Below are 24,206 nucleotides of genomic sequence, written 5' to 3' on the forward strand. Positions count from 1 at the left end.
CCCCTATAGGGCGATCATCACAGCCGCATGACAAGTTTGGCGTTTAAGAGACGGGAAATAAAGCGGTTTCAGCGCGGGTTGTGCAGGTCATGCCAAGAGGGTGCGGAGGCGAGGCCGAATCCGGCCTTCGCCTCCGGGCGATCAATGGAACAGAACGCTGGCGCCCTGGTCGGCAGGGCCGACATTACGGCGGAACGGGGCGAAAAGTTCGCGGCCCATGCCCCATTCGTTGGCGGAAAGGTCGGCGCGCGCCGGTTCGCGCTTTGCCAGCTCTGCGGCTGGAACAAGCACTTCAAGCGTTCCGGAAATGGCGTCGAGACGGATGATGTCGCCATCGCGGATGAGCGAGATCGGGCCGCATTCGGAAGCTTCCGGCGTGACATGGATGGCGGCCGGCACCTTGCCGGAAGCGCCGGACATGCGTCCGTCCGTTACCAGCGCCACCTTGAAGCCGCGATCCTGCAGCACGCCAAGTGGCGGTGTCAGGCGGTGCAGTTCCGGCATGCCGTTGGCCTTCGGACCCTGGAAACGGACGACAGCGATGAAATCGCGGTTGAGCTTGCCGTCCTTGAAGGCATCCTGAAGCTCCTGCTGGTCGTTAAAGACGATCGCGGGCGCCTCGATGATATGGCGTTCGGGCTTGACGGCGGAGATCTTGATGACCGATTTGCCGAGGTTGCCGGTCAGCATCTTCAAACCGCCGGTCGGCTGGAACGGCGTTTCAATGCTGGCGAGAACCTTGGGGTCGTGGCTCTGCTCGGGAGAAGGCTCGCGGGTCACCGCGCCGTTTTCGTCAAGCTTGGCATCCACGGTGTAGGCTTCGAGCCCCTGTCCGAAGACGGTGCGGACATCGTCATGCACGAAGCCCTGTTTCAAAAGCTGCTTGATGAGGAAGCCCATGCCGCCTGCGGCGTGGAAATGGTTCACATCCGCAAGACCGTTGGGATAAACGCGGGCAAGCAGCGGCACGGTATCCGACAGGTCGGAAATATCCTGCCAGGTGAGGATGATGCCGGCTGCGCGCGCCATGGCGATCAGATGCATGGTGTGGTTGGTCGAGCCGCCCGTCGCGTGCAGGCCAACGACGCCGTTGACGATCGAGCGCTCATCGATCATTTCGCCCGCAGGCGTGAATTCGTTGCCCTGCGCGGTGATGGCGAGCGCCCGCTTGGCGGCCTCGCGTGTCAGCGCGTCGCGCAGCGGCGTGCCGGGATTGATGAAGGAAGAGCCGGGCATGTGGAAACCCATGATCTCCATCAGCATCTGGTTGGAATTCGCCGTGCCGTAGAAAGTGCAGGTGCCGGGACCATGATAGGATTTGGACTCCGCCTCCAGCAGCTCGGCGCGCCCAACCTTGCCCTCTGCATAAAGCTGGCGAATGCGGGATTTCTCGTCGTTCGGCAGGCCGGTGGTCATAGGCCCAGCGGGGATGAAGATGGAGGGAAGGTGACCGAAGGAAAGCGCTGCGATGACGAGGCCGGGAACGATCTTGTCGCAGACACCGAGATAGACGGCGGCGTCGAACATGTTATGCGACAGGCCGATGCCGGCAGCCATGGCGATGGCATCACGGGAGAATAGCGAGAGCTCCATGCCCGGCTGGCCCTGGGTTACGCCGTCACACATGGCAGGCACGGCACCCGCGACCTGCGCCACGCCGCCGGCTTGCGCTGCGGCCTCGCGGATGATTGCCGGAAAGGTCTCGTAGGGCTGGTGCGCCGACAGCATGTCGTTATAGGCGGTGATGATGCCGAGATTGCCAACCCGGTCGCCGGCAAGGAGGTCCTTGTCGGCGGGGGAACAGACAGCAAATCCATGCGCGAGGTTACCGCAGGAGAGAGTGGAGCGATGAACCCCCTTCGAAACCTGCAGCCGCAGCCGCTCGAGATAGGTCTCGCGGTAAGGCTTGGAGCGTTCGACGATGCGGGCGGTAATGGCCTGAATGCGGGAATCGGCGGACATGAGCGTTCATCCTGTTCGTTGGTCGAGAACCGGCGTTCCGGGAGATGAAGGACCGGTTATCGTGTTTTCGTCTTGTGTCGTCGGGCGCTGTCGCGGGGCCGCTTGCGCGGCAACCGCATCCAGTTATGGCGCCCAGTAAATATCCACGGCGGTTTCTGCCCGGTTCAGCACGGCGCGGATCGGCATTTCGTCCTCATCCTCGCCCGACTGTGCTTTTTCAAGCGTCGCCTTTTTTGCTGCACCTTCGATGTGGAGCACCAGAAAACCTGCATCGTGAAGGCTGGAAAAGTTGAACGTCAACCGTTCTTCCCCCGCGGTTTCCGCCGCCATGGTCAAAACGCCGCGCGGTTCGTCAAGGTCGAGCGCTTCGTAGAGATTGTCGCCACCGGGAAAGAACGATGCCGTATGCCCATCCGTTCCCATGCCCAGCACGACGACATCGAAAGGATCGCAGATCGCTTCGGTCTTGACGGTCGCAAGCGTCGCTGCATCCTCAGGCGAGGCCGCGGGCTGGAACAGCGGCACGAAATAGGCCGCCTTCGCCTTGTCCTGCAACAGGTTCTCGCTGACCAGCCGGTGGTTCGAGCGCTCGCTTTCTGGCGGCACGAACCGTTCGTCCACCAGCGTCACGCTGATGTTGCTCCAGTCGAGATCATGATGGGAAAGCGCCTGGAAGAACAGCTTGGGCGTTGAACCGCCCGAAACGGCAATGCTTGCCGTTCCGTATTCTTTCGTTGCCGCGTCGAGACGCGCGGCAACATCCGCCGCCAGGGTTTTCGCCAGTTCAGCGGCTGTGTCGAAGACATGGATTGTTTCGCTCATACCCGCGCCCTCAGTCAGCGTCGTGCCAGGTGCGGCCGTCGCGCTCGATCAGTGCGATCGAGCCGCTCGGACCCCAGGTTCCGGCAGTATAACCCTGTACGCCCTGTCCCAGTTCTTCCCAGCTCTTGAGGATCGGATCGACCCAGTCCCATGCCGCTTCCACTTCGTCGCGGCGCATGAACAGTGTCTGGTTGGAGCGGATGGTATCCATCAAAAGCCGCTCATAGGCATCGGGGCTGCGCACATTGAAGGCTTCGGCAAAGCTCATGTCCAGCGAGACCTGACGCAGACGCATGCCGCCCGGGCCGGGATCCTTGATGAGCAGCGACTGCTTGACGCCTTCGTCCGGTTGGAGGCGAATGACCAGCTTGTTGGCTTCGATCTTGCCGGCCGCATCGTCGAAGATCGAATGCGGGATCTGCTTGAACGTGACGACGATTTCCGAAACGCGGGTCGCAAGGCGTTTTCCCGTGCGAATGTAGAAAGGAACGCCGGCCCAGCGCCAGTTGGCGATTTCGGCCTTGATGGCGACGAAGGTTTCCGTGTTGGAAACGCCGCCCTCCAGCTCCTCCAGATAACCTTTCACCGGGCCGCCTGCGGAAGCGCCGGCGCGGTACTGGCCGCGAACCGTCAGCTTTTCGACATTGGTGGTGTTGATCGGCTTCAGCGAGCGCAGGACCTTGAGCTTTTCGTCACGCACAGCTTCCGCGTTCATGGAAGCGGGCGGCTCCATGGCAACGAGGCAAAGCAATTGCAGAATGTGGTTCTGCACCATGTCGCGCAACGCACCGGCCGTATCGTAATATCCGGCGCGACCCTCAAGGCCGACAGCTTCTGCGACCGTGATCTGCACGTGGTCGATATGGGCGGAATTCCAAAGCGGCTCGTAAAGCGCGTTGGCAAAACGCAGTGCCATCAGGTTCTGCACCGTCTCCTTGCCGAGATAGTGGTCGATGCGGAAGATCTGTTCTTCCTTGAAGACGTGGCCGATGGTGTCGTTGAGTTCCTGCGCCGAGGCAAGGTCGCGGCCGATCGGCTTTTCAACGACGATGCGGGTCGAGCGGGTGATAAGCTTGTGTTCGCGGATCTTGTCGGCGATATCGCCGAAAATGCCGGGCGCAACAGCGAGATAGAAGGCGCGTATGCGCTCCTTGCCCTCATCGAGCAGCTTCTTCAACACGTCCCATCCGTTGCCGGATTTTGCGTCGACGGGAACGTAGAAAAGCCGGTTGAGGAACAGCGCAACCTGCGCATCATCATATTCGCCCGCCTTCAGATGCTCCTTCAGCGCGTCCTGCGCGAATTTGCGATATTCCTCATGGCTCATGACCGAACGCGACGCGCCGATGATACGGGTCGGCTCCGTGAACTGGCCTTCGACCTGACGGTGATAAAGGGCCGGCAAAAGCTTGCGCTCTGCCAAATCGCCTGTGCCGCCGAAAACGACACAATCAAAAGCTTCAACAGGAATGATCTGACTGCTCATATCGATACTCTCGATCTTCAAGGGTTGGGGCATCCATAATCTAATCGATTTAAAAATGCCAGTCTCAGTTATGTGAAATTATGAATTTTGGTTTCACGGGTCGAAAACCCGTACCGATTGTCATTGAGTGATGCCGGCTAGAAAGCAGGGTTCTTGAACAAGCCTTTGGCCGGCGGCGGAACGGAAAAAAAGAAAAAAACGACGATTGCTGCGATTTTCCCCATCCATGATCGCGGTGATGGCTCATCGACCTTGTGCGAGGCATCTATACTGTCCAGCAGCAGTCTTGCCTCATGCCGCTGCCACTCCGGCACCCGGATTTCCATGCCTCCGAAAGCGACCGTCAAATGCCAGTTCACGGAAACGATATGGGCCGAGGGCACGGTGGTGTGGATGCCATAGGCGCGCAGAAACGAACACGTCACGGCGGTTTCCGCCATCCCGTAACCGGTCGCAATCGTTACAAGCCTGTCGCTAGGTCTTTCCATCAGATCTCCAGAGGTGGGCGGATTTCCTAAAACCTGTCTCGCAACGCGTACCATGAGAGCGCCAGGAAAAGCAGCGGTGCCCGCAGCGATGCGCCGCCGGGGAACGAAGGAACCTTCAACCGCGCGAATGGCGCCAGCATATCCTGTCTGCCGAGAACGAGATCGGCATAGAGCTTGCCGCAATAGTTCGACAGCATCACCCCGTGTCCGGAATAACCGCCGATGGAGGTGACCCCTGGCATGACTTCCCGCACGAACACCCGCCTTGGCAGGGTGATGCCGACGGAGCCGCCCCAGGAATGGGTGATCTCGACATTTCCGAGTTCGGGATAGATTTCCGCGATCTGCCGGCGAATATGGCTGGAAATGTCGCGCGGCGTATCGGCCGTATAGGCCTCGCGCCCGCCGAACAGCAGCCGGTTGTCGACCGTCTTGCGGAAATAGCGCACCACGAAACGGGAATCGGCCACGGCTTCCTTGCCGGGAATAATGTCAGGATAAGCGTCAAGCGGTGCGGTCGCGCCGATGAAGGAGCGGATGGGCATGATATGGGCCGCCGTCACCGGTTCCAGATTGCCGATATAGGCATTGGTCGCAATCAGCACCCGCGTTGCGGTCAGCGTGCCGGAGGGCGTTTCGATAATGGTCTTGCCGCCCGCCTGGCGTATGGATTTGGCGGGCGTCATTTCATGGATGCCGGCGCCCGCCTCTTTTGCGGCTTTCGCAAGCCCGACCAGCAGCTTCAGCGGATGGATATGGCCGGTGCCGGTATCGCGTGTGCCGCCGAAATAATGGCTGGAGCCGACACGTCTGCGTGCGTCCGCCCGCTCCATGTAGGAAATATGCGGATAGCCGTAGCGATTGTTCATCGCATCGACGCTTTTGCGGTAATCGTCTTCGTAAGCAGCCTTGTGCGCCACATAGAGCTGCCCCGGCAGATACTCCATGTCGATGCCGTGATCGCGGGCGAAGTTGAGGACGTAGTGCTTGGCATCCTCGGCGATATCGAACAGTACCTTGGACTGCTCGAAGCCGATCTCGTCTTCCATCTCGTCGGGAAACGAGCGCTGCCCGGTGCCAAATTGCCCGCCGTTGCGGCCGGATGCGCCGTCGCCGAAACGATGCGCCTCGATCAAGGCGACGGAGACACCGTTGGCGGCAAGATTAAAGGCGGCCTGAAGCCCGGTATAGCCGCCGCCGACGACCGCGACGTCCACTGCTTTCGACCCGTCGAGCGCCGGATATTGCGGCCGCTCCTGGGCGCTTGCCTGATACCAGGAAATCCCCGGCGCTATCGGGCTTTGCCACGTCATGCTTCAGACCTCACACGTTGAGAAGCAGGAATTCCCGCTCCCATGGGCTGATGACCTGCATGAATGTCTCGAATTCCCCGCGCTTCAGGCCCGCATAAAGGCCGACGAATTCATGGCCGAACACCCGCTCGAACTGTTCTTCGCCTTCCAGCAGCGCCACGGCTTCCAGCAGCCCGCGCGGCAGGTCGATGGAGCCTTCATTGGCCGTATCGGCGGTCGGTTCGGTCGGCTCGATATTGTTGACGATGCCGAGCCAGCCGCAGGCAAGCGAAGCGGCAAGCGCGAGATAGGGATTGGCATCCGAACTCGGCAGGCGGTTTTCGACACGCCTTGCCTGCGGGCTGGAAATCGGCACGCGGAAAGCCGTCGTGCGATTGTCGTAACCCCAGGCATTGTTGACCGGGCAAGCCATATCAGGCGTGAGGCGGCGATAGGAATTCACGTAAGGAGCAAGCATCACCAGCGCGTTCGGAACATAACGCTGCATGCCGCCGACGAAGGCGAAGAACTCCTTGGATGGGCCGCCGTCCTTGTTGGAGAAGATATTGCGGCCGCTGTCGATCTCCACCACCGACTGATGGATATGCATGGCCGAACCCGGTTGACCCTGCATGGGCTTGGCCATGAAGGTGGCGTAGATGCCATGCTTCAATGCTGCTTCACGGATCGTGCGCTTGAACAGGAACACCTGGTCGGCAAGTTCGATCGGATCGCCATGGCGCAGGTTAATTTCCAGCTGGGCCGGGCCTTCCTCGTGGATCAGGGTATCGATCTCGAGGCCCTGCTTTTCGGAGAAGTGATAGATATCGTCGATCAGTTMGTCGAACTCGTTGATGCCGGCGATGGAATAGCTCTGCCCACCGACAATGGAGCGTCCGGAGCGGCCCTTCGGCGGATGCAGCGGATAGTCAGGGTCGTCATTCATGGCGACCAGGTAGAATTCGATTTCCGGCGCGACGACCGGCTTCCAGCCTTTTTCCGTGTAAAGCGAAAGCACGTTTTTCAGCACGTTGCGCGGCGTATAGGGAACGAAATTACCCTCGGCATCCACGACATCGCAGATCACCTGCGCGGTCGGGTCGCTTTCCCATGGCACCACGGACAGCGTGGAAAGATCAGGCACAAGCTTCAGGTCGCTGTCGCGCGGCTCATAGCGGAAGTTTGCCGTCTCATCCGGATATTCGCCCGAGATCGTGTGGCGATAGAGGGCGGAGGGCAGGGCAAGCGAGGTGTCGCCCGTAAACTTCGCCGTCGGCATCATCTTGCCACGCGCGACCCCGGCAAGATCGGGTGTTATGCATTCAATATCCTCAATACCGCGCGCTCTCAACCATTGCGAAGCTTCGCGCCAGGAGGAAACGCCACGGGTAGAGGAAAGGTCGAGGGGAGGTTTCTTTGCCATGGTTGCCTGTTTCTTCGGGCGGAGCATGGTTTTCTTCGGGGGCATGTATCACCGGGTCTGTGTTTCGACTGGCGCCATCATAACCGGAGTTTGGCAATTGGCGAGGGGGAAAGCGCCATTGACAACGGGCGACACTTCGAAAAGAGGAAAGGGAGAAGCAAACGGAAAACAACTATGGCAGACAAATGTGACGTGCTGATTTTGGGGGCGGGGGCTGCCGGCATGATGTGCGCCATCCGTGCCGGCCAGCGCGGCCGCTCCGTCATCATCCTCGACCACGCCAAGGCGCCGGGCGAGAAAATCCGCATCTCCGGCGGCGGCCGCTGCAATTTCACCAACATCCACGCCGGGCCGAAGAATTATCTCTCCGCCAACCCGCATTTCGCCAAATCCGCACTTGCCCGTTACACGCCGCGCGATTTCATCGCTCTGGTCGAAAAACATCGTATCGCCTGGCATGAAAAGACGCTTGGGCAGCTGTTCTGCGACGATAGCGCCAAGGACATCATCCGCATGCTGCTTGGCGAAATGCAGGCTGCAAAGGTGAAATTGAGGCTCGAAACCGCTGTTTCTGATGTCGCATATGATGGCGGCCGGTTTCGCGTGACGACCTCCGGCGGCGTCATCGAGGCGGAAAGCCTTGTGGTCGCAACGGGCGGCAAGTCGATCCCGAAAATGGGTGCGACGGGTTTTGCCTACCAGATCGCCGAGCAATTCGGCCTGTCGCTCATCGAGACGCGCCCCGGCCTCGTGCCGCTGACGCTTGATCCTGCGGCACTGGAAAGGCTGAGCCCCCTTGCCGGTGTTGCCGTGCCAGCCGAAATTTCCCATGGCAAAACGGCTTTCAACGAAGCACTGCTGTTTACCCATCGGGGCCTAAGCGGCCCCTCAATCCTGCAAATCTCCTCCTATTGGCGGGAGGGCGATACGATCCGCCTGAAACTGGAGCCTGCGCGCGATATCGTCGCCTTGCTAAAGGAAGCGAAACAGAAGAACGGCCGCCAGTCGGCCCAGACCGCTCTTGCGGAAATCCTGCCGAAACGGCTGGCGCAACATGTCGTCGAAAAATCGGGGCTGACCGGCAACCTTGCCGATATGTCAGACAAGGCTCTGGCGACCCTGGCAAATGAGGTGCAGGACTGGCAGATCAAGCCAGCCGGTTCCGAGGGGTATCGCACAGCGGAAGTCACACTTGGCGGCGTGGATACGACCGGCCTCGATTCCCGCAGCATGGCAGCGAAAACCTTGGCCGGGCTCTATTTCATCGGCGAATGTGTTGACGTGACCGGCTGGCTGGGCGGTTATAATTTCCAGTGGGCCTGGGCCTCCGGTCAGGCAGCAGGTGAATTCGCCTGAAACCGCTCGTATTAACACCTTGTTAACAGGCACGGAGTCATCCTGACAGAATGCCAGCAAAGCCGAATCTCGTTGTGGTTCCGCTGTACATGATGTCATGCTGGAGGCTCTTAACAGGGCATGGGTCGGTTGAGTTTTTCGTCAGGAGCCCGCGCATGAACAGATCCGCACATCGCCGCCCTCGCGCCATTGCCATCGCCCGCGCCGAAAGCGAGAGCAGGCAGTTGGCCTTTCGCCTGACTGCAATCGCAGCCGGTGCCGTGGCTGCCCTGATCGCCCTTTTTTATTAAGGTCAGGCTCTTCGCTTTCGCCCTTGCAGCAACCGCGGTAAACAGCCGCCACGGCCAGGATGCCTCGGCCATATCGGCATAGAATTTCTCTTCCTGCCGGATGGCTTCCCGCCGCGTGCGCGGCGTCTGGTTTTCGATGATGGCCAATGCTGAATAAAATACGTGCATGTCACTCTCCATGTTGCGGAGGGCCATGATGCACGCCGTTTTTTGTTTTATCTGCGCAAGAAAATGCGCTACGTTTTTCATAAATGAAAAACGTCACTTGGGACTCATACCAACTTTTCCTCGATGTGTCACGCAGCGGCGGCCTTACGGGTGCTGCGGCGCTGACGGGTTTGAGCCCTGCGACTATCGGGCGACGCATGATCGAACTGGAAGAGCGTATCGGCAAGGCGCTGTTCCAGCGCAGCCAGACGGGATACGCGTTGACACCGGGAGGCCGCGCGCTGTTTGACCGCCTTCAGGCGATGGAAAACGCCGCAAAGGATATCGAGGGATGGCAAAAGGCGTCGTCGACCTCTTCCGTCGTGCGCATTGCCGTCGGCACCTGGAATGCCTGGCTGCTTGCAGTAAATTTCTCCGCCATCTGCACGGATCGCGACGATTTCCGCATCGACCTTTTCATCGCCGAACAAAGGGCGTCTTTGGCGCACCGTGAAAACGACATCGGCATTCGCGCTTTCGAGCCCGAGGAACGCAACCTCGCTGCCATCAAGACGGGGGAGGTGGCCTATGCGCCCTACAGGTTGCGCAACGCCGCCAGCTCCGTTTCAGACCGGTGGTTGGCGGTGGCGGAAGAAAACGCCATTTCCGCCTACCTGCGCTGGCCGCATGAAAACCGTGGTAATGAGATCGTGGTGACGGTTAGCAGGCCGACGGCACTGCTCGATCTGGCACTGGCCGGAGCAGGGGTTGCCGTGCTGCCGTGTTTCGTGGGCGATGCCGATGCGCGGCTGATGCGTGAGGGTGACGAAATCGAAGCGCTTCGTCACAACCAGTGGATCGTCATGAACAACGACGATCGCCACCGTCGCGATATACGGACGGTGGCGGACCGGATGACGCGTCTCATCAAGCGACATTCCGATTTGTACGCCGGACGAAAAAGCCGTCCGGCATGAGCGGTGTCACGCAGCAGCACTTCCCTGCGCAACGATGACCGGGATCAGAAGATCGCCCCAGTTGCCGCCCCCGCCGTGATGGCGGGCTGAGCGGACGAGTTCAACGGAAACACCGGCCTCAACTGCCTTCATGACGGCCTGATTGAGGCGGTGCAGATCGTTGGCCAGCATGCGGATGGCGACCTGTTGATCCTGCGTCATGGCGGAGGACTGCTCCTCGGCGCGTTCCTTGACGTGGGTCTTGATGGGGTTATGGGCATTCATGGCATTTCTCCTCTCTTTATTGGTTGGGGTTCTTGATGCGATTTGCAAGCCCTTCCCGTTCAAGGGAAGGGCAGTTTTCCAGTTTATTCCGCCGCCGGGCGGAACTGGTCATGCTCGGTGGATTCCTTCATGGCGGTGGTCGAAGACGTGCCGCCCGAGATTGCCAGCGACACGGCGTCGAAGTAGCCGGTGCCGACTTCGCGCTGGTGCTTGGTGGCGGTGTAGCCGTTTACCTCGGCCGCGAATTCCGCTTCCTGAAGCTCGGAATAGGCCGCCATCTGCCGCTCCTTGTAGCCGCGCGCCAGTTCGAACATGCCGTAATTCAGCTGGTGGAAGCCGGCCAGCGTGATGAACTGGAACTTGTAGCCCATTGCCCCGAGTTCGCGCTGGAACTTGGCAATGGTCGCGTCGTCGAGGTGCTTTTTCCAGTTGAACGACGGCGAGCAATTGTAAGCGAGCTTCTTGCCGGGATGCACCTTGTGCACGCCCTCGGCAAACCTGCGCGCCTGCTCGAGATCTGGCTTGGAGGTCTCGCACCAGATCAGATCGCAATAGGGCGCATAGGCCACCGCACGGGCGATGCAGGGTTCAAGACCGTTCTTCACCTGATAGAAGCCCTCGACGGTGCGGCCGGCATCGTAGTCGACGAAGGGCTGGTCGCGCTCGTCAATATCAGAGGTCAAAAGCTTGGCTGCCTCCGCATCGGTGCGGGCGATGACCAGCGTCGGCACGCCCATGACGTCGGCTGCAAGTCGTGCCGCCGTCAGGTTGCGAATATGCGCCGCCGTGGGGATCAGAACCTTGCCGCCGAGATGGCCGCACTTCTTTTCAGATGCCAGCTGGTCTTCATAGTGTACACCGGCTGCACCGGCCTCGATGAATGCCTTCATGATCTCGAAGGCGTTGAGCGGTCCCCCGAAACCTGCTTCCGCATCGGCAACGATAGGCGCGAACCACGTGTCGACCGAAAGGCCCTTGCCCTCTGCCGTCTCGATCTGGTCTGCCCGTTGCAAGGTGCGGTTGATGCGCTTTGCAAGCTCTGGCGCCGCATTGGCGGGGTAGAGCGATTGGTCCGGATACATGGCGGAGGCCGTGTTGGCATCTGCCGCAACCTGCCAGCCGGAAAGATAGATCGCCTTCAGCCCGGCGCGAACCATCTGCATGGCCTGGTTGCCGGAAAGCGCGCCGAGCGCATTGATGAAATTCTCTTCGTTGATCAGCTTCCACAGCCGATTGGCACCCATCTCGGCCAGCGAATGGCGGATTTCAACGGAGCCGCGTAACCGCTCCACGTCGGCGGCGGTATAAGTGCGCTCAATGCCGTCGAAGCGTCCCTGCGGTGCGCCCGGAACAAGTTTGTAAAAATCCGTCATACTTCTCTCTCCCATGACAAATGCAGTTTCAGAAACGTGCTGTCTTCAGCTGTGTGAAGTGCCGTTCGATGTGACTACATTTACATTTTCATGAGTTTGAGCGCCAGAACAAACATAAAAACAGTGACTTGAAAGAGGTTATGCTGTAGTATGCATTACAGGGTGGAGCTGTAAAATTGTAAACTTTGTAAAAGCATTATGCCCGGCGATTTTGTAACAGACTTGTATGAGTCTTTCGATGTGAGGTTGAGGCTGTGTCGGAAAACAAGATTTTTGCTGGCCCGCGCGTACGTCGTATTCGCAACGGTCTGGCGCTGACGCAGACGGCCATGGCCGAGGCGCTGGCGATCTCGCCTTCCTACCTCAATCTCATCGAGCGCAATCAGCGGCCGCTGACCGTGCAGCTGCTCTTGAAGCTCGCTTCAGTCTACAAGGTGGATCTGGACGACCTGCAAGGCGAGAGTGCCGGTTCCGCCGGGCAATTGCGCGAGGTCTTCGCCGATCCGCTCTTGGTGGGCGAGGTGCCGTCGCCGCAGGAGCTGATCGAGGTGGCAGATGCCGCGCCCAATGCGGCAAGTGGCGTCGTCAAGCTGTATAGGGCCTATCGGGAACAGGCGCAGCGCCTTTCCGACCTCTCGGATCTTCTGGCGCGCGAAGGACATGAGACGGCGCTTTCCTCCACCCGACTGCCGATCGACGAGGTGCGGCACGTCTTTGAAAACCGGCCGGCCTATGTCCATTCCATCGATGCGGCGGCAGAAGAACTCCACAAGCAATTGTCGGCGGGCGAAGATCTCGCCGCGGGCCTTCGCGCATGGCTTCAGAAAAACCACGGTATCGTGGTCAGAACTCTGCCGGTCCATGCCATGCCCAATCTGCGGCGGCGTTATGACCGCCATTCCATGCGGCTGTTTTTGTCCGAGCGCCTGTCGCAGCCGGATCAGCTCAGGGAAATGGCGATGGAAACCTGTCTTCTGGCGCTTCGAGAGGAGATTGGCGCTGAGCTGGAGACGCTTGGCCTGAAGGGGGAGGAGGCACGGCGCATCGCCCGCTTCGAGCTGGCGCGTTATGCCGCCCACGCCCTGATGATGCCCTATGGTGCGTTTTTGAGTGCCGCCCAGCGCGCGAAATACGATCTCGATGTCCTGCGATCACGCTTCAATGTGTCGTTCGAGCAGGCCGCCAACAGGCTCGTCAGCCTGCAAAGGCCGACGGCTGCGGCAATCCCGTTCTTTCTGATGGAGACTGACAATGCCGGCAACCGTTTCCGTCTTGCGGGCGCCGGTGGTTTCCCGAGGGCACGGTTTGGCGGCCTCTGTCCGCGTCTTAATATCCACGCAGCTTTTGCCCAGCCGGGGCAGGTGCTGGTGGAGCCGGTGGAGATGCCTGACGGTGACGCCTTCCTGACTGTGTCGCGCACGCTTGAAGGCCCGCAGGCCGGTTTCGGCGAAAGGGTGCGGCGAACGGCCGTGCTTCTGGGCTGCGATCTCGCCCAGGCCGGGGAGACGGTTTATGGAGCTGCCGGCGCAGGTGGGCCGACCATTGCCATTGGTCCCTCGTGCCGGCTGTGTGAAAGGCAGGGCTGTCTGTCGCGGGCGGAGGCCCCGCTGACGAGGCCGCTCGGTCTGGACGAAATGGTGACCGGTCTTAGTGTTTTCGACTTCCAGTAGAGGTTTCGCATCACTTTTTTCCCGGTGGAACACATTCGGTTGAAAATGCTGTGCTGCACATTTCCCGCTTGCTCCCTTTTGTTTTCCTTTCTAGTCTCACTAAAAAAGGGGATCACGCTTCCGTCACGAGGATGCGTTAACAGGAGAAATCATGAAAAACCGTTCGCTCCGTTTCACTTTGGCTCTCACGACGGCGCTCGTTGCTGCAGGCTCGGCAATGGCCCAGGAGAAGGTCGTTCACGTCTTTAACTGGTCGGATTATATCGACGAATCGATCCTTACCGATTTCACCAAGGAAACCGGCATCAAGGTCGTTTACGATGTATTCGACAGCAACGAACTCGTGGAAACGAAGCTTCTGGCCGGCAGCTCCGGCTACGACGTGGTGGTGCCGACTGGCCCCTTCCTCGCCCGCCAGATCAATGCCGGTGTTTTCCAGAAACTCGACAAGTCCAAGTTGCCGAATCTGAAGAACATGTGGCCGGATGTCTCCGAGCGTCTGGCGAAATACGACCCCGGCAACGAGTATGCCGTGAACTACATGTGGGGCACAACAGGCATCGGCTATAACGTCGCCAAGGTGAAGGCGGCTCTCGTTGATGTTCCGGTCGACAGCTGGGATATTCTCTTTAAGCCGGAAAATGCCGAAAAGCTGAAATCCTGTGGCATCAATATTCTCGATGCATCGGACGAGACCTTCGCCATCGCGATGAATTACCTCGGCAAGAACCCGGACAGCAAGGAAACGGCCGATCTGGAAGCGGGCGGTGCCGTCTATTCGAATATCCGTCCCTTCGTGAAGACCTTCAACTCCTCCGCCTATATCGACGAGCTGGCAAATGGCGACAGCTGCATCACGATCGGCTGGTCGGGTGACATTCTTCAGGCGAAAAAGCGTGCCGAAGAAGCCAAGAACGGCGTCGAGGTGAACTACGTCATCCCGAAGGAAGGCACCTATATGTGGTTCGACAACCTTGCCATCCCGGCGGATGCCAAGAATGTCGAGGAAGCTCACACCTTCATAAACTACCTGATGCGCCCGGAAGTCATCGCCAAGGCGTCCAACTATGTTCAGTATGCGAACGGCAACCTTGCCTCGCAGGCGCTGATGGATCCGTCGGTTGCCAAGAACCCGGCGGTCTACCCCAATGCCGAGACGATGAAGAAGCTCTTCACCATCTCACCCTACGGACCGAAGGAACAGCGTGTCTTGAACCGCGTCTGGACGCAGATAAAGACCGGTAGCTGATAGCTCCGCGCGCTGGTTGAGAAACGGCCGGCGGGCCTGTTTCTCTGATACCTTGCCGGCAGGTCACGCAACCTGCCGGCGCTGCCCGCCTCATGGCATCGGACCGAAAAGTGTGACGCGGTTTTCGGGAAATCCGATGCTCAAATCTACAAAATCAACGGGATTTGAGGGTAGGGTGAATGGCGAAAACTCTGGGGCCGGTCAAACGCAAATTTAGCCCTTGGGACAATCCCGATGCGGTTCCCTTCATCCGTTTTGAAAACGTCACCAAGCGGTTTGGCGATTTCGTCGCCGTCGATAATCTGACGCTCGATATTTACGAACGGGAGTTCTTTTCGCTGCTCGGTCCTTCCGGCTGCGGCAAGACCACGCTGATGCGCATGCTGGCCGGTTTCGAGGAACCGACCAATGGGCGTATTCTCCTCCAGGGCAAGGATATTTCCGGCGTGCCGCCCTACAAGCGCCCGACCAATATGATGTTTCAGTCCTACGCCCTTTTCCCGCATATGTCGGTGGAAAAGAACATTGCCTTTGGTCTGGAGCAGGACGGTCTGCCCAAGGCAGAAGTATCCTCGCGGGTCGAGGAAATGCTGCGGCTCGTCAAGCTCAGCGAGTTTGCCAAGCGCAAGCCGAGCCAGCTTTCGGGCGGCCAGCGGCAGCGCGTGGCGCTTGCCCGCTCGCTTGCCAAGCGGCCGAAGGTGCTTTTGCTGGATGAACCGCTCGGTGCGCTCGACAAGAAGCTGCGCGAGGAAACCCAATTCGAGCTGATGGACATCCAGACCAATCTCGGCCTCACCTTCTTGATCGTCACCCATGACCAGGAAGAGGCAATGACGGTGTCGGACCGGATCGCGGTCATGGACAAGGGCATTGTGGTGCAGGTGGCAACGCCTGCCGAAATCTACGAGGCGCCGAACAGCCGTTACGTGGCGGATTTCATCGGCGACATCAATATTTTCGACGCCAATGTCGTCACTAACGCGTCCGATATCGGCAAGCCGGGACTGGTGACACTCGATTGCGACGGGCTGACAGTTGCCGTGGAGCAGGAATGTGCCGCTGTCACCGGAAGCCGGGTGGCTTTCGCCATCCGCCCGGAAAAGGTCCGCATCTCGCTCGATCAACCCACCGACAGCGCCGTCAATTCCGCTTATGGCGAAGTCTGGGATATCGGCTATCTCGGTGACTTCTCGGTGTTCATCGTAAAGCTTGCCGATGGCCGTGTCATCCGTGCAGCGCAGGCGAATGTCTCGCGTCTCGTGGATCGCCCGATCACCTTTGGCGATATGGTGTGGTTGAACTGGAAACAGGATTCCGGTCTTGTGCTAACGCACTGAGGGAGGCTTTTATGGCGATCACCACTCCTGAAAACCGGCAAAGTCCCTGGCGATGGCTGGTCGTCGCGGTTCCCTATTTCTGGCTGATGCTGTTTTTTGCAGCGCCCTTTTTCATCATTTTCAAAATATCGCTTTCGGATACGGCGATATCCATGCCGCCCTATACGCCAGTCTTCGAAGGGTTTTCGAAGCTTGGCGCATTCTTCTCGCAGCTGGATTTCGAAAACTACCTGTTTCTGACGGAAGACCCGCTCTACATCGACGCCTATCTCTCGTCGCTGCGCATCGCATTCATCTCCACCTTCCTGCTGTTGCTGATCGGTTATCCCATGGCTCTTGCCATGGCGCGTTCGCCGTCATCCATCCGCCCGACGCTGGTGATGCTGGTCATCCTGCCGTTCTGGACCTCGTTCCTGATCCGCGTTTACGCCTGGATCGGTATTCTGAAGCCCGAAGGTCTGCTGACGGTGCTGTTCCAATGGCTCGGTTTTCTGGGGCCGGACCAGCAGGTCAATATCTTCCGCACCGAGACTGCGATCTTCATCGGAATCGTCTATTCCTATCTGCCGTTCATGGTGCTGCCGCTTTATTCGGCGCTGGAAAAATTCGACAATACGCTTCTGGAAGCGGCGGCCGATCTGGGTTGCCCGCCCTGGAAGGCCTTCTGGAAGATTACCTTCCCGCTGTCGCTTCCGGGTGTGGTGGCCGGGTCGATGATCTGTTTCATCCCGATAACCGGCGAATTCGTCATTCCCGATCTGCTTGGCGGTGCGCAGACGCTGATGATCGGCAAGACCCTCTGGACTGAATTCTTCGGCAACCGCGACTGGCCCCTAGCATCCGCCGTTGCGGTGCTGCTTCTACTGTTGCTGGTGGTGCCCATCGCCATCTTCCAGAACCAGCAGAAGAAAGTCGGGTGAGGCCATGAAACGCGGAAAATTCGACATCACCGTCCTGACCCTCGGTTTTGCCTTTCTCTACATCCCGATCATCATCCTGATTGTTTATTCCTTCAATGCCTCTAAGCTGGTCACCGTCTGGGGCGGATTTTCGCTGCAATGGTACAAGTCCATGTGGTCGAACCAGGGGCTGATGGATGCAGCCTGGGTGACGCTTCGTGTCGGTATTTTGAGCGCCACCATCGGCACCATCCTCGGAACGCTGGCGGCGCTGTCTCTGACGCGCTTTGCGCGCTTTCCGGGACGCGTGCTGTTTTCGGGCATGATCTATGCGCCGCTCGTCATGCCGGAGGTCATTACCGGTCTGTCGCTGCTTTTGCTGTTCGTGGCCGTCGGGGTGGATCGCGGCTTCTGGACGGTGGTCATCGCACACACCACCTTCACCATGTGTTATGTGGCAATCGTCGTGCAGTCGCGCCTGTTGACCTTTGATCGCAGCCTCGAGGAAGCAGCGCTCGATCTCGGTTGCCCGCCGGTCAAGACCTTCTTCAAAATTACCCTGCCGCTGATCTTCCCGGCCGTCATCGCCGGCTGGATGCTGGCGTTTACGCTGTCGCTCGATGATCTCGTGATCGCAAGTTTCGCCACCGGTCCGGGTGCGACGACGCTGCCGATCAAGATTTATTCGCAGGTTCGTCTTGGTGTCACACCTGAGATCAACGCCATCTGCACGATCCTTATCGGGCTTGTCACAATCGGCGTGATTGTCGCTTCCATCGCCTCAAAACGCACGGAACTCCAGCGAATGAAGGACGAACACGCAGCCGCGCGCAACTGATCGAATATTCCTCTCCGATTTCTACGCGTTACTGTTGAGGCGTCGATAAAATTAGAAACCTGTAATTTAGTTTTTGACTTTTACGGTCTCAAAATAGGAATTATCGTCGGTAATTGATCGATTTTGGTTTTAACCGCTTGTTAATAGGAGTTGGCGGAAAGTAAATCCCAACGCAGGGCTGTCAAACTTTAGATAGCCGGGATTGATAATTTCCATATGGCGAGGTTGTCCCCCTTTCTCTCGTTAAAAAAGCACAACTAATACAGGCGGCCGAGAGGCCGCCTTTCTTTTTGCCGCCATGCGGGTTGCCTTCAGCGGTTTTCCGGATGATCCATCGATTTCGACACGAGAAGCACGGGGATAAGCCCGGCAATGATGATGATGATCGCCGGCACGGCGGCATCCTGCACCCTTGAGCGGGACGCGTCTTCATAGACCAGCGTGGCGAGCGTGTTGAAGCCGAAGGGCCGCAGCAGGATCGTCGCCGGCAGCTCCTTCATGGATTCGATCAGTACCAGAAGAAAGGCTGTCAGCGCCGCAGGCCGCATATTCGGCAGCAGCACCTTGAACAGTGTCTGCAACCGGTTGCGCCCAAGCGTTCGCGAGGCCATGTCGATATGCGGCGAGAGCTTCTGGAACCCGGCATCAAGCGTTCCCTCCGCCATGGTCATGAAGCGCACCGAATGGGCGTAGATGATGGCAAAGGCAGTGCCTGACAGCAGCAGGCCGCTCGAAAATCCGAAATGGGAGCGGACAAACCCGTCTACGTGATTGTCGAGACCGGCCAGGGGAATGAGCACGCCGATGGCGAGCACCGTTCCCGGCACGCCATATCCCATGGAGCCAAGTCGCGCGGCCACTTTTGACGTCCGCGAGCGCTCGGTGCGGATGGCATAGGAAAATACGAAAGCCGCAATCAGGGTGACGAAGGCGGCGGAAAGCGAGACCTCGAGACTGTGACCGAGTGCTTTCAGCAGCTTCGGCGCAAACAGCGCATCCAGCCTTTTTGCGGCGTAACCGCCAAGAACGATGACGGGAATGAGGAAACCACTCGCCACGGGAACGATGCAGAAGAGGCTTGCAGACCAGCGCCGCCAGCCGCGAAGGCTTTTCAACCGGTGGCGTTGCGCCATGGTCGTGGCTTTTGGAGCGGCAAAGCGCTGTTTTTCGCGGGCATTGCGTTCGATGAAGATCAACGCGCCGACAATGAGCAGAATGACAGCGGCGATCTGTGTCGCATTGGCAAGATTGCCGCGATTGAGCCAGGTCTCGTAAATCGTGAAAGTCAGCGTCTGGACACCGAGATATTCGACAGCGCCAATATCGTTCAGCGTTTCCATCAGGACCAGCGAAAGACCGATGGCGATCGCCGGCCGCGCCATCGGCAATTGAACGGAAAAGAATACGCCAAGCGGTTTCGCACCAAGTGTGCGCGCAGCTTCGGCCGCAAACCGTCCCTGCATGGAAAAGGCGGCGCGGGCCGAGAGATAGACATAAGGGTAAAGCACCGAACTCAGAACCACCACGGCGCCGCCAAGCGAGCGTACGTCCGGAAACCAGTAGTCGCGGATGCTGTGATAGCCGAAGGCGGCGCGAAGGGCGCTTTGTACCGGGCCGGTGAAATCCAGGAACTCGCCGAAAGCATAGGCTGCCAGATACGAGGGAATGGCGAGCGGCAGGACAAGTGCCGCCGACAATACCCGCCGCAAAGGGAATTCGAATGTGGTGACGAGCCAGGCGCAGACAATGCCGAACAATGCCGTCGTTGCGGCCGTCATCGCCAGCAGCAGGAAGGTGCGCAACCCGGCGCGCGGCAGAACATTGGCTAGAAGGTGTTGCCATCCTTCCGTGCTGCCGGTCAGCGCCAGCCAGAAGACCGCCAGAACAGGCATGGCGGCGATGGCTGCGACGATGACCGCCGTGATGGGCAACAATGAAACGCGTCTTGTTGCCGGAATGGAAACCGTCATGGAAATGCCAGCCTGATGTCCTGCGAAAGCCTCAACCGGCTGTCCGTTTAGCCGGCGGTTCCCGCATTGCTACGCCCGCATGGCCTCAGTTGGCAAGAACCCGCTGCGACGGAAAGGTAATTTCCACCAGCGTTCCCTCGTTCGGTGTCGAGGTGATGGAGAAGTTCGCACGGTTGGCGTCCACCATCGCCTTGGTCAAGGGAAGGCCGAGCCCGGTGCCATCGCCGCGCACGCGCTTGCCCGATGACGCCACCTGCCGGAACGGCTTCATGGCCTGTTCCAGCTCAGCTCGGGTCATGCCGATGCCGGTGTCGCGGATACGCAGCGCGACGCTGCCATTGGCCTCATAGGCAGTGGAAACTACGATCTGGCCGCCTGATGGCGTGAAGCGGATGGCGTTCGACAGGATGTTGAGCACGATCTGCTTGATCGAGCGCAGGTCGGCAACGATCTGTGGAACGGATTGCGAAAGCGCCGTGCGGATGATGACACGCTGATTGTTGGCCTGCGGTTGCACCAGCGAGACCGCCTCGGCCACCGTCTCGTTCAGCGGAACCGCGATGAAATCGACATCCATCTGCCCGGCTTCGATCTTGGAGATGTCGAGGAGGTCGTTGACGATATCGAGCACATGCCGGCCCGAACGTCCGATATCATTGGAATATTCCACATAACGCGGATGACCGATCGGCCCGAAACGCTCGGTCGCCATCATGTCCGCGAAGCCGATGATGGCGTTGAGAGGCGTGCGGATTTCGTGGCTGACACGCGCAAGAAAATCGGTCTTGTGTGCATTGGCGGTTTCCGCCGCGCGCTTGGCGTTGCGTAACTCTTCTTCCGTGCGCTTCCACTGGGTGATGTCACGGATGACCACGCAATAGCCGTGCGAGGATTTGAGCCGCCCGATCGTCATGAACAGCGGCAGAAAACCGCCGGATGCCTCGCGGCCGATCACCTCGCGGCCATCGTTCAGCACGCTGGCGACACCGTTATTGGCAAGGCCGGAAAGATAGTCCAGCACCGCGCGCTGGCTCTCATGCGCAAACAGGGTGACGAAGGGCTTTCCTGCGATTTCGCCATTGTCATAGTTGAATAGCGCACTGGCGGAGCGATTGAGCGAACGGATTTCGCCGTCGTCTCCCAAAAGCACCACGCCATCCGTTGCCGTTTCCAGAATGGAATGCAGTTCTTCGACTTCGCCCTGCAATACGGAAACGCTGCCTGCGTCGGCATTCGCGGTTTCCGCCGCTGACGTATTCTCGTTGGCTGCCGTAACCGGTGCCTGCTTTTCTTCCAGCGGAACCAGCGACAGCATCAGCGCCTTGGTGTCTTCCCAGCGGATGGATTGCAGCCGTGCCTTGACCGGAATGATGTCATTTTCGGCGCTGACGACGACCATGCCGCCTTCGTTATCAGGCATATCCTCAAGCTCCTGCCGTTGCAGCAGGGCTTCCAGTCCACCGACCTCGTCCAATTCATCAAGAGAGCCGTAGCCCGTCAGCCGCAGGAAATCCGGATTGGCATGGATCAGCCTGTCACCGGCATGCACCAGCAGTGCCACGGGCATCTGGTCCAGCGTTTCGGCGCTCAGCGCATCGGCGGGGCGCAGCGGTGGGCTAACCATCGCAGCAGCGATATCGGCCGCCGGTACCACCTCGGTGAAGGCGACTGTCTTTTCTTCGATCTGGATTTCATCGGCAGGTTTGTTCGTGGCCGCAGGGCGTTCGCCGCGAACATAGTCCGCGAAGAGATCGTCTTCCTCAGCCGGTTCTGCGGCATTAACGTCTTCTTCCAGCACGGGCGGCAGGTCCACCTGCGTTACCGCGTCGATATCGTCTTGGATATGCTGTGCAGCCGGATCGGTAGAAGGAGCGTCTTCTTCCGCCTTCGGGCCTTCGTCTGAAACGGCATCTACGGGTGCCAGCGTCCGGCCAATTTCGCGGAAGGCGGCCTGCTCGCCTGCGGTCAGGCCCTCGCGGGAGCGCCAGCGGCGCTCTTCCAGATGGACGACCTTGTCGGAGTAGGTTGGCTCCGGCTCTGGTTCCGGGGTCGGTACGATTGCCAAGGCCGGCACTTCGAATTCCGGCGGGCTGTAATCGTGGGGCCGCTCTTCGTCCGAAATCTCGGCTGGCGCATCTTCAGCGGCCGGGGTTTCCTCATCGAGCTCATCGAGAAAAGCCAGCAATTCCTCGTCTTCATCCTCGGCAGCCGGCTGCGGCAAAACCTCGGTTTGAAGGATGTCTTCGCCGTGCAGGAAGGTGAGGCCGGTAGCGTGCGGATCCTCTGCGGCATCGGCCAGCCGCACGATGCCGAAACCACGGAAACCGTCAAATTCGCGCGAGCGCGTATAGGTGGGAAGGGCGGCGAGATCGATCGGCACCATGAGAGACGTGCCTTCAACCGGCCAATAGATCGTCTTGCCAGACCAGGTATCACGGCGGCCGAGAAGCTCGCGAATCTTGCCTTCCGGATCGAGATTGAACAGTGCCGCCACATCGGCAAAACTCATGCCTTCGACAGCTGCCGCCTTCGCGCCCACAGCCTCCGCAAATTCGTGCGAGATCGAGCTGAAGCGGCCCTCGGCATCGATTTTCCAGACGAAACGGGATGCACGCGCACCGGCGTTGAAGACAAAAGGCCGGGGTTCGTCGGTCTGTTCCACGGCCGCCGGGGCATCCTCTTCAACGGGTGCAGCGTCCTGCGCCGCTATTGTTTCAGCGACCTCATCTTCCGCCTCTGCGCGCTCCACGTCCGGGGCCTGTTCGGTATGGTCTTCGCTGGAAGCCTGACCAGCTGCCGGAACCTCTGCCTCATCCGCATCCAGTTCGAAGATATCGGCAATATCGTCCGTCATAGCCGCATTCGCAGCCGTATCGGCATCCTCCGGCGGGATATGCGCCGGAGCATCCGTTTCTTCTTTTGCCGCAAGCAATGGCAGGACGGCTTCCTCATCCTGTTCCACCGTCACTTCGTCTTCGACGTCGGAAGGCAGTTCCGGCACGTCCTCCACATCTTCTATCCCGGCGACGGCGTCGAGCACGGAATCGAACGAGGCAGCCGTTGCGGCAACAGGCGCGGTCTCGGCAACCGGCAAAGCCGGTTGGGCGGCGGCCGGGTTTTCCTGCGGCTTGTCTTCGGCAAAGCCGTTAACGGGATCGAGCGTCCCGAGCGCGGTTTCGACCACGAACAACAGATTGAGTTCTGGCGATGTTGTGATCTGGCCGGCGGCGGCGGGCATGTAACCCTTGCCGGTCGGCACGGGCCGTTTGACGAGGTGGCCAGCCTGACCTGCGGCCATCCTAACCAGCGTCTTTGCCGTATGCGGCGTGATGCCGAGCGACGCAAACTTGGCCGAAGCGGCAACGACCTCGTTATCGCCATTGATGACAGCGATATGGATATCGGGATCGTCAAAGCCTTCAATCATGCGCCTTGCGCATTCCGCCGTGTCAGGTGCGGCCTGATCGGTGAGGGCGGAAAACAGAATAGCAGGCTGGCCCGGTTCGGCCTCGATGATTTCCGCCTTGGCGGTAACGGCAAGGCTGCGGAAGCCCGCATTGATACGAATGGTAAACGACAGGCTGTCGCCGGTCTTCGAAAGACGCGCCGCCGTCGCGGCCAGCTGCCGGAAGGTCACGTCCTGCCGTTTGGGCCCCTGTTCCAGAAAATCATAGACCATCGGCGTGCCGAACAGCGCTGCACCGCGCCCATTGGCCCAGAGCGCGCTCTGAAGATCGAGCGAGAACAAAGCCATCGCCTCGCCGCGCCCGAAACCTTCGCGCACCCGTTCATGCACTGCGATATCGATAAAGGGATACTGGACGGCGGGCATGTCGAAACCTATTCTGGCACTACCGGACCTTGCGAGGCTTTCGGCTTCCTCATGAAGCTGAAACGTAAACCCGCTGAGGCACCACGTTAACAGAATTTTAAATAACTTCACAGGGCGGCGCGGTCCACCGCCGCCTGAATGAATCGCCAAATAGAGTTAACATGAACAGGCCCGGCGAGACCCGTTCTGGCCCCGTTCCAGATTACAAGCGGTATACCCGGCTATCGACTGTTGCCAGCTCTGGCGCCATGAAAACCGCTTGCCTTTCCAAGCCTTTTTTCGCAAAATTCGCTGAAGGACTTGCAAATAGCGAAAACACCTTTTATGTCACCCCCCGTGGCGCCGGTTCGGCGTTTGATGTGCGGTTGTAGCTCAGTTGGTTAGAGCGCAGGTTTGTGGCACCTGAGGTCGGAGGTTCGAGACCCCCCAACCGTACCATCTCCAATTTCCTAAAATTCCTGAAAATCATTGCAGCGATTTCAAACCCGATTTGGGTTATCGCAAACGCATGTCTTTGCTGCGCGTCGACGG

18 protein-coding genes and 1 tRNA gene are annotated in these 24,206 nt (G+C 59.3%); 8 read left to right on the forward strand and 11 right to left on the reverse strand.

From position 1 onward, the window contains the following. Positions 1-141: 141 nt before the first annotated feature. The 6 genes from edd to AC1DCP_RS02400 form a co-directional block, all read right to left on the reverse strand. Positions 142-1,962, reverse strand: coding sequence for a phosphogluconate dehydratase (gene edd, locus AC1DCP_RS02375; protein ID WP_003515140.1), 1,821 nt, complete (start codon positions 1,960-1,962; stop codon positions 142-144). Positions 1,963-2,085: 123 nt separating this feature from the next. Continuing rightward, positions 2,086-2,784, reverse strand: a complete 699-nt coding sequence (pgl, locus tag AC1DCP_RS02380; protein WP_003515141.1) for a 6-phosphogluconolactonase — start codon at positions 2,782-2,784, stop codon at positions 2,086-2,088. A gap of 10 nt (positions 2,785-2,794) precedes the next feature. Further along, positions 2,795-4,270 carry a glucose-6-phosphate dehydrogenase gene (gene zwf / locus AC1DCP_RS02385; RefSeq protein ID WP_038489859.1) on the reverse strand — a complete coding sequence of 492 codons (1,476 nt, stop codon included), beginning with the start codon at positions 4,268-4,270 and terminating at the stop codon, positions 2,795-2,797. A gap of 137 nt (positions 4,271-4,407) precedes the next feature. Continuing rightward, positions 4,408-4,758, reverse strand: coding sequence for a hypothetical protein (locus AC1DCP_RS02390; RefSeq protein WP_013635497.1), 351 nt, complete (start codon positions 4,756-4,758; stop codon positions 4,408-4,410). Between the two features lie 26 nt (positions 4,759-4,784). Beyond that, positions 4,785-6,071 (reverse strand): NAD(P)/FAD-dependent oxidoreductase, encoded by a 1,287-nt coding sequence (locus tag AC1DCP_RS02395; protein ID WP_003515145.1) that lies wholly within the window; start codon positions 6,069-6,071, stop codon positions 4,785-4,787. A gap of 10 nt (positions 6,072-6,081) precedes the next feature. Then, positions 6,082-7,518 (reverse strand): glutamine synthetase family protein, encoded by a 1,437-nt coding sequence (locus AC1DCP_RS02400; protein WP_476774119.1) that lies wholly within the window; start codon positions 7,516-7,518, stop codon positions 6,082-6,084. A gap of 129 nt (positions 7,519-7,647) precedes the next feature. Here AC1DCP_RS02400 and AC1DCP_RS02405 point away from each other — a divergent pair, with 129 nt between their 5' ends. Continuing rightward, entirely contained in the window at positions 7,648-8,829 is a 1,182-nt protein-coding gene (locus AC1DCP_RS02405) for a BaiN/RdsA family NAD(P)/FAD-dependent oxidoreductase (protein WP_112153173.1), read from the forward strand. Between the two features lie 110 nt (positions 8,830-8,939). Here the strand turns inward: AC1DCP_RS02405 and AC1DCP_RS02410 are convergent, their stop codons facing one another. After that, positions 8,940-9,287, reverse strand: a complete 348-nt coding sequence (locus AC1DCP_RS02410; protein ID WP_162696114.1) for a hypothetical protein — start codon at positions 9,285-9,287, stop codon at positions 8,940-8,942. Between the two features lie 83 nt (positions 9,288-9,370). Between AC1DCP_RS02410 and AC1DCP_RS02415 the strand changes: the two genes are divergently transcribed. Beyond that, entirely contained in the window at positions 9,371-10,243 is an 873-nt protein-coding gene (locus tag AC1DCP_RS02415; RefSeq protein WP_112153175.1) for a LysR family transcriptional regulator, read from the forward strand. A gap of 6 nt (positions 10,244-10,249) precedes the next feature. On the opposite strand, the gene AC1DCP_RS02420 is transcribed toward AC1DCP_RS02415, so the two are convergent. Next, positions 10,250-10,507 carry an SMc00767 family acetate metabolism repressor gene (locus AC1DCP_RS02420; protein ID WP_003515151.1) on the reverse strand — a complete coding sequence of 86 codons (258 nt, stop codon included), beginning with the start codon at positions 10,505-10,507 and terminating at the stop codon, positions 10,250-10,252. An 83-nt stretch (positions 10,508-10,590) separates the two neighbouring features. Further along, the gene (aceA, locus tag AC1DCP_RS02425) at positions 10,591-11,880 is read right to left on the reverse strand and encodes an isocitrate lyase (RefSeq protein ID WP_013635503.1); all 1,290 of its coding nucleotides are present in this window, start codon (positions 11,878-11,880) and stop codon (positions 10,591-10,593) included. A 254-nt stretch (positions 11,881-12,134) separates the two neighbouring features. Between aceA and AC1DCP_RS02430 the strand changes: the two genes are divergently transcribed. The 5 genes from AC1DCP_RS02430 to AC1DCP_RS02450 all read left to right on the forward strand — a co-directional run bounded on the left by AC1DCP_RS02430 (position 12,135) and on the right by AC1DCP_RS02450 (position 17,873). Next, positions 12,135-13,550 (forward strand): helix-turn-helix domain-containing protein, encoded by a 1,416-nt coding sequence (locus tag AC1DCP_RS02430; protein ID WP_003515152.1) that lies wholly within the window; start codon positions 12,135-12,137, stop codon positions 13,548-13,550. Positions 13,551-13,701: 151 nt separating this feature from the next. Further along, on the forward strand, positions 13,702-14,799 hold the full coding sequence (locus tag AC1DCP_RS02435) for a polyamine ABC transporter substrate-binding protein (RefSeq protein WP_476774120.1): 1,098 nt from the start codon (positions 13,702-13,704) through the stop codon (positions 14,797-14,799). A gap of 179 nt (positions 14,800-14,978) precedes the next feature. Then, positions 14,979-16,136 (forward strand): ABC transporter ATP-binding protein, encoded by a 1,158-nt coding sequence (locus AC1DCP_RS02440; protein WP_003515155.1) that lies wholly within the window; start codon positions 14,979-14,981, stop codon positions 16,134-16,136. Positions 16,137-16,147: 11 nt separating this feature from the next. Next, positions 16,148-17,056, forward strand: coding sequence for an ABC transporter permease subunit (locus tag AC1DCP_RS02445; RefSeq protein ID WP_003515156.1), 909 nt, complete (start codon positions 16,148-16,150; stop codon positions 17,054-17,056). Positions 17,057-17,060: 4 nt separating this feature from the next. After that, positions 17,061-17,873, forward strand: coding sequence for an ABC transporter permease (locus AC1DCP_RS02450; RefSeq protein WP_003515157.1), 813 nt, complete (start codon positions 17,061-17,063; stop codon positions 17,871-17,873). A gap of 311 nt (positions 17,874-18,184) precedes the next feature. Here AC1DCP_RS02450 and AC1DCP_RS02455 read toward each other — a convergent pair whose 3' ends face one another. Both AC1DCP_RS02455 and AC1DCP_RS02460 read right to left on the reverse strand, forming a co-directional pair. Beyond that, a complete protein-coding gene (locus tag AC1DCP_RS02455; protein ID WP_065688331.1) occupies positions 18,185-19,843 on the reverse strand; it encodes an ABC transporter permease in 1,659 nt (552 codons plus the stop codon). 85 nt (positions 19,844-19,928) lie between these two features. Next, the gene (locus AC1DCP_RS02460) at positions 19,929-23,675 is read right to left on the reverse strand and encodes an ATP-binding protein (protein ID WP_112153176.1); all 3,747 of its coding nucleotides are present in this window, start codon (positions 23,673-23,675) and stop codon (positions 19,929-19,931) included. A gap of 361 nt (positions 23,676-24,036) precedes the next feature. Here AC1DCP_RS02460 and AC1DCP_RS02465 point away from each other — a divergent pair. Beyond that, a tRNA-His gene (locus tag AC1DCP_RS02465) sits at positions 24,037-24,113 on the forward strand. Positions 24,114-24,206 lie beyond the last annotated feature (93 nt).

This window comes from Agrobacterium sp. 10T429, assembly GCF_056393925.1.

Bases quoted from the DNA above. Each gene is read 5' to 3' on its own strand.
- AC1DCP_RS02460 (WP_112153176.1), bottom strand. From the start codon at position 23,675: ATGCCCGCCGTCCAGTATCCCTTTATCGATATCGCAGTGCATGAACGG.
- AC1DCP_RS02405 (WP_112153173.1), top strand. From the start codon at position 7,648: ATGGCAGACAAATGTGACGTGCTGATTTTGGGGGCGGGGGCTGCCGGC.
- AC1DCP_RS02410 (WP_162696114.1), bottom strand. From the start codon at position 9,287: ATGCACGTATTTTATTCAGCATTGGCCATCATCGAAAACCAGACGCCG.
- AC1DCP_RS02395 (WP_003515145.1), bottom strand. From the start codon at position 6,071: ATGACGTGGCAAAGCCCGATAGCGCCGGGGATTTCCTGGTATCAGGCA.
- AC1DCP_RS02455 (WP_065688331.1), bottom strand. From the start codon at position 19,843: ATGACGGTTTCCATTCCGGCAACAAGACGCGTTTCATTGTTGCCCATC.
- aceA (WP_013635503.1), bottom strand. From the start codon at position 11,880: ATGACGGATTTTTACAAACTTGTTCCGGGCGCACCGCAGGGACGCTTC.
- AC1DCP_RS02440 (WP_003515155.1), top strand. From the start codon at position 14,979: ATGGCGAAAACTCTGGGGCCGGTCAAACGCAAATTTAGCCCTTGGGAC.
- zwf (WP_038489859.1), bottom strand. From the start codon at position 4,270: ATGAGCAGTCAGATCATTCCTGTTGAAGCTTTTGATTGTGTCGTTTTC.
- AC1DCP_RS02420 (WP_003515151.1), bottom strand. From the start codon at position 10,507: ATGAATGCCCATAACCCCATCAAGACCCACGTCAAGGAACGCGCCGAG.
- AC1DCP_RS02445 (WP_003515156.1), top strand. From the start codon at position 16,148: ATGGCGATCACCACTCCTGAAAACCGGCAAAGTCCCTGGCGATGGCTG.
- pgl (WP_003515141.1), bottom strand. From the start codon at position 2,784: ATGAGCGAAACAATCCATGTCTTCGACACAGCCGCTGAACTGGCGAAA.
- AC1DCP_RS02390 (WP_013635497.1), bottom strand. From the start codon at position 4,758: ATGGAAAGACCTAGCGACAGGCTTGTAACGATTGCGACCGGTTACGGG.
- AC1DCP_RS02415 (WP_112153175.1), top strand. From the start codon at position 9,371: ATGAAAAACGTCACTTGGGACTCATACCAACTTTTCCTCGATGTGTCA.
- AC1DCP_RS02435 (WP_476774120.1), top strand. From the start codon at position 13,702: ATGAAAAACCGTTCGCTCCGTTTCACTTTGGCTCTCACGACGGCGCTC.
- AC1DCP_RS02450 (WP_003515157.1), top strand. From the start codon at position 17,061: ATGAAACGCGGAAAATTCGACATCACCGTCCTGACCCTCGGTTTTGCC.
- edd (WP_003515140.1), bottom strand. From the start codon at position 1,962: ATGTCCGCCGATTCCCGCATTCAGGCCATTACCGCCCGCATCGTCGAA.